The sequence below is a fragment of the Nosocomiicoccus massiliensis genome, from assembly GCF_000438455.1.
Lineage (GTDB): Bacteria > Bacillota > Bacilli > Staphylococcales > Salinicoccaceae > Nosocomiicoccus > Nosocomiicoccus massiliensis.
This window is the reverse complement of sequence record NZ_CAVG010000019.1, coordinates 1-5,142: the sequence shown is the minus strand read 5'-3', so window position 1 is coordinate 5,142 and position 5,142 is coordinate 1. Positions and strand designations below refer to the sequence as shown.

Here is a 5,142-nt window from a genome sequence, read left to right as displayed (position 1 = left end):
GTTTTTTTAATCTAAAGTTTCTTCAGTAATTGATAGATCTTCGTCATTTGCGTGATATTTAAAGTAGCTATTTGTAATACGATCCGCATTCTCTATAGACGTATGGTACTCATTGATTGCGGTAATACTGTTTAAAATGTTTTCGTATCGTAATCGAACGTCTTCATTAATGAGTTTATGATAATCATCTAAAAAGTGTTCGATTAGCGTGTTTTCATAATGGTATAGATTATCTTGGTAATACTCTGACGTTTCTGGTGGAATTTTCTCAGAAATTTTGAGTAAAACTTGTTCATGATACGCGATGAGTTGGTCCATTTCATAGCGAATTCGGTTAATAAAGTCTTCAGTTAAATATTTATAGTCGTTTTCAAGTTTGTTTAAACTTTCTAACACGTACCACGCGTTACGCGTCATCTGAACGACTTGTCTAAATAATATTTTACTACGTAAGTCACCGAGTTTCGTTTTTCTGAGGTATGGTTTTTCTTCTTCGTACCAGGCGTATAATGTTTCTAATTTAGTGACGCGTTTATCGAGTGATTTCACATCTTTACGAATAGTGATTGCGTCACTCGCACCGTTTAACTCTAATCGAATGAGTTTAAATATGTCGTTACTAATGACGGCAGAGTGATTATATAATCGGTCTTCATATTTAGGTGGGATTATAAATAAGTTAATGACTAACGCACATAATACCCCAATCATTACGAGTGAAAATCGAATAATTGCTGTTTGTAAAAAATCACCAGTCGTCATGTCAGCACCGAGAGGTTCATCCATAATTGCGATTACTGTAACGACAGCAAGACTCGACACACTTTGTAAATTGAAAAATATGAGTATAGAAAGTACGAGTATAATCGTTAAACCGATGACGATTAAGTTACTTTCAAATAAAAGAACCATGACGATCGCTGAAATCGCACCGATAATGTTTCCTCTAAACTGGTTCCACGTTTGAGAAATGCTGCGGTGCACGTTTGGTTGTAGTGCGTTCACTGCAGCGATACCAGCGATTAACCCTGGTGTTAAACCGAGCAATTGCACGACGAGTAATGTTAAAACGACCGCGATTCCCGTTTTTAATATTCGGGCGCCAAACTTCATAGCACCATCTCCTAAAAGTCTTCTTTAAAGACCGCTTCAATAATGTTAAGCGTATCTTCGATATCTTGATCTGTATGTTCAGTTGTAATAAACCAAGCTTCATATTTAGAAGGTGCGATATTAATACCACGGCGAATTAATCCGTTAAAGAATGTACTAAATGCTTCACCGTCAGTATCTTCTGCACCGATATAATCCGTTACTGTTTTATCTGTAAAATAAATTGAAAAAGCACCAACTTTACGGTTTACAACTGCTTTTATATTGTATTCTTCAATTAATGATTCAATACCTTCAACTAATCGTTTGCCTTTACGTTCTAATTCTTCATACACACCGTCTTGCTCTAATACTTCTAAACATGCGATTCCAGCAGCCATCGATAACGGGTTACCTGCCATCGTACCTGCTTGATATGCAGGGCCAAGTGGAGCGACTGATTCCATAATATCTTTACGTCCACCGTATGCGCCGATCGGAGTACCGCCACCGATAATTTTACCGAGTGCTGTTAAATCTGGTTTTACACCGAGTAAATCTTGTGCGCCTCCGTACATAAATCTAAACGCTGTAATGACTTCGTCATAGATGACGAGTGCACCGTGTTGATGCGTAATTTCATTGACTGCTTCTAAGAATCCATCTTTTGGCTCGACGATACCGAAGTTACCGACGATTGGTTCGACTAACACGCCAGCAATTTCATCTCCAAAACGTTCAAACGCTTGTTTTAATCCGTCGATATCGTTAAATGGAACGGTAATCATATCTTTCGCAACAGCTTCAGGAACACCTGCAGAGTCAGGTGTACCGAGTTGAGCTGGGCCACTTCCTGCTGCGACTAATACTAAATCGGAATGTCCGTGGTAGCAACCTTCAAATTTAACGATTTTGTTACGTTTCGTATACGCACGTGCGACACGAATCGTCGTCATGACGGCTTCAGTACCTGAGTTTACAAAACGAATACGTTCTAAGTTTGGCATTGCACTTTGAATTTTTTCAGCAAATAGTACTTCTTCTTTCGTCGTCGTACCGTAAAGAATCCCTTTTTGGCTTTGTTCGACGATCGCTTTATGAATATGTGGATGTCCGTGTCCTGTAATAATTGGTCCGTACGCTGCTAAATAATCGATGTACTTGTTACCATCGATATCATAAAAGTACGCACCTTCCGCGCGGTCCATCACAACCGGTGCACCGCCACCGACTGCTTTATATGATCGTGATGGAGAGTTAACCCCGCCTAATATAATGTTTTCTGCACGATTTCTAAACTGTTCTGAATTTTTATGACTATACATATATGGGTCATCCTTTAATATGAGATTATTATTTATATAGTAACATATTTACACGCACTCTTTAATTAAGAAGATAGACGTTTAAAATGTTCATATATAAGGTATAGAAAAAGAAACACTTGAATTTAGGAGCGATAGAGATGGAACAGTTTCCACAATTTAAATTAGAAAATCAAAATGGAGATATTATTACTAACGACGATTTAAAAGGGTTAACAGTCATTTACTTTTATCCAAAAGATAATACACCTGGATGTACAACTCAGGCGTGTGATTTACGCGATAATATAGAAGCGTTTAACGATTTAGATGTTACGGTATATGGTGTCAGTGGAGATAGTAAAGAGTCTCACCAAAAATTTATCGAGAAAAAAGACTTAAATTTTGATTTGCTCGTTGACGAAAATAATGAACTCGCGAGTGAAGCTGGTGTGATTGGAGACAAGACAGTATTCGGTAAAAAAGTACGAGGTATTGTCCGTACGACATTTATCGTGAATGAAAATAACGAAATCGTAAAACGTTTTGACAAAGTGAGTCCGAAAAAACATGTCGAACAACTACTAGAGTTTTTAAAAGAGGGATAATATGGTAAAAATTTTATCAAATGCAGAACTAGATGAACGTAAATTAAAACAGCTAGAAGATAAAGGTGTTGAATTTAAATACGTTTCTAATAAAGAAGATTTAACTGAAGACTTACTAAAAGACGTTGACGTTTTTAATACGTACGGTGGGAATTTAAAAGAAGATATGGTAGATCTTTTACAATCAGTTAAATGGATAAACGTCATGAGTGCTGGTGTCGATAATATTCCAGAATCATTATATGAAGATAAAGTCATTACAAATGTGAGTGGTATTCATAAAATACCGATGGCTGAATATACGATTGGATTACTATTAGCACATTATAAGAAGTTATATGAAGCGTATGATAATCAAAAGAACAAAAAATGGGATTATAAATTAACAGGCGGAGAACTCTACGGTAAAACAGCGATTATACTTGGAACAGGTGAAATCGGTAAAGAGCTTGCGCGACTGTTAAAAGCGTTTCATGTAAAAGTGATCGGTTTTAATACGAGTGGTAGAGATGTCGATTACTTCGACGAAACTGAAAGTATTGATGACGTAAAGAATAGACTGAGTGAAGCAGATTTTGTCGTAAGTATATTACCGAGTACGAAAAAGACGAGAGGATCTGTCGATATAGATTTCTTTAAACATATGGATGAGGAAGCGGTATTCGTAAATATTGGGCGTGGAGATCTCATCGAAGACGAGACATTAAAACACGTGTTAGATAAAAAACTCGTAGCACATTTAATACTCGACGTCTTTAACGATGAACCACTAAAAGAGGATGCGTTCATTTATGAATATGATAACGTGACGATTACGCCACACGGTAGTGCAAGAACAGAGCGATATACTGAACGCGCACTCGATATGTTTTTAGATAACCTCGAAAATTACTTAAACGACGAAGAACTATTTAATGTCGTTTCTTATGAGAAAGGATATTAACTTATTTGACATAGTGAATGAGTTATTTGTAAACTGTTGTTATATATATGTAACGAAAGTAGGTTAATCCCTATGACAATTATCGATTGCGATACAATGTTTAATGAGTCGATTGAAAAGTTAAAAGAGACGGGCGTTAGAATTACTCCACAACGTAAAGCAGTGCTAGAGTATTTAATTGAAACAGAAACTCACCCGACTGCAGATGAAATTTTTAAAGCATTGTCTCATAACCATAAAAATATGAGTGTTGCGACAGTTTACAATAACTTAAAACTATTTAAGGAAGTCGGTTTAGTTACAGAGTTAACATATGGGGATGCGTCAAGCCGATTTGATTTTAAAACGTCACCTCATTATCACGTCATATGTAAAGACTGTGGTAAGATTATGGACTTTCAATATCCAGCACTTGAAGAAGTGGAAGAACTCGCAAGTCTTTTAACAGGTATGGAAGTCGACGGGCATAGACTAGAGCTATATGGTCGATGCCGAACATGTAACAAAAAAGAAGATTAGAAGTTTTAACTTCTAATCTTCTTTTTTTAATTGTGATTTAAGTTTTTCGCGTCGATGTTTTACATTGTAGTCGATGTTAAATTCTTCGCCCTCTAGATCTTTATCTAAAGTTAATGGCTCTTTACAATGTTGACAATAATCGACTGTGCCTAAAATCTTTGTATGTTTACCGCAGTTTGGACATTGTACTCTCACTGCACGTGCACTAATCATGCCGACGTAAAAGTAAATAACAAAACTTAAAAGAATCGGTATTACACCGAGTATTAAAAAGATCAGCATTAACCATGGCGTCGATCTAAAGAACATTCCCGCATACATAATAATCATACCGATAAAAATTAATGCGAGTGCCCATCCACGTATACGTAATATCTTATTACCTGGAAGTCTCATAGTTTCACCTCAAAACTTATTATATACAAAAATCATTTTATATTGTATTATAGAGAAAGTCTTTCTTCAGACGAATTAATTTTTAAAAAAACTTATAAAAACTCTTGACTATATTTTCCAAGGTGTTATTATAGAGTAGTCGCTTCAGTAACGGCGACAAAAATCAAGTAACATATCATCAAATCAAAAACTTTTAAAAATAATTTTTAAAAAGTGTTGACAAGATAAAACCTACTTGATATAGTTAAGGGGTGTTCGCTTCACAGCGACGCAAAAACAA

6 protein-coding genes are annotated in these 5,142 nt (G+C 35.9%); 3 read left to right on the top strand and 3 right to left on the bottom strand.

What is annotated here, in order from left to right; genetic code table 11:
* Positions 1-6 precede the first annotated feature (6 nt).
* Positions 7-1,113 (bottom strand): FUSC family protein, encoded by a 1,107-nt coding sequence (locus TJ68_RS00895; protein ID WP_040928239.1) that lies wholly within the window; start codon positions 1,111-1,113, stop codon positions 7-9.
* An 11-nt stretch (positions 1,114-1,124) separates the two neighbouring features.
* The gene (locus TJ68_RS00890; protein ID WP_040928238.1) at positions 1,125-2,417 is read right to left on the bottom strand and encodes a glutamate-1-semialdehyde 2,1-aminomutase; all 1,293 of its coding nucleotides are present in this window, start codon (positions 2,415-2,417) and stop codon (positions 1,125-1,127) included.
* A 140-nt stretch (positions 2,418-2,557) separates the two neighbouring features.
* On the opposite strand from TJ68_RS00890, the gene bcp reads away from it, so the two are divergent.
* The 3 genes from bcp to perR all read left to right on the top strand — a co-directional run bounded on the left by bcp (position 2,558) and on the right by perR (position 4,466).
* On the top strand, positions 2,558-3,004 hold the full coding sequence (bcp, locus tag TJ68_RS00885) for a thioredoxin-dependent thiol peroxidase (RefSeq protein ID WP_040928237.1): 447 nt from the start codon (positions 2,558-2,560) through the stop codon (positions 3,002-3,004).
* A gap of 1 nt (position 3,005) precedes the next feature.
* On the top strand, positions 3,006-3,947 hold the full coding sequence (locus tag TJ68_RS00880; protein ID WP_040928236.1) for an NAD(P)-dependent oxidoreductase: 942 nt from the start codon (positions 3,006-3,008) through the stop codon (positions 3,945-3,947).
* A 72-nt stretch (positions 3,948-4,019) separates the two neighbouring features.
* Positions 4,020-4,466 (top strand): peroxide-responsive transcriptional repressor PerR, encoded by a 447-nt coding sequence (perR, locus tag TJ68_RS00875; RefSeq protein ID WP_040928235.1) that lies wholly within the window; start codon positions 4,020-4,022, stop codon positions 4,464-4,466.
* Between the two features lie 12 nt (positions 4,467-4,478).
* Here perR and TJ68_RS00870 read toward each other — a convergent pair whose 3' ends face one another.
* Entirely contained in the window at positions 4,479-4,862 is a 384-nt protein-coding gene (locus tag TJ68_RS00870) for a DUF2614 family zinc ribbon-containing protein (RefSeq protein WP_040928234.1), read from the bottom strand.
* Between the last annotated feature and the right edge of the window lie 280 nt (positions 4,863-5,142).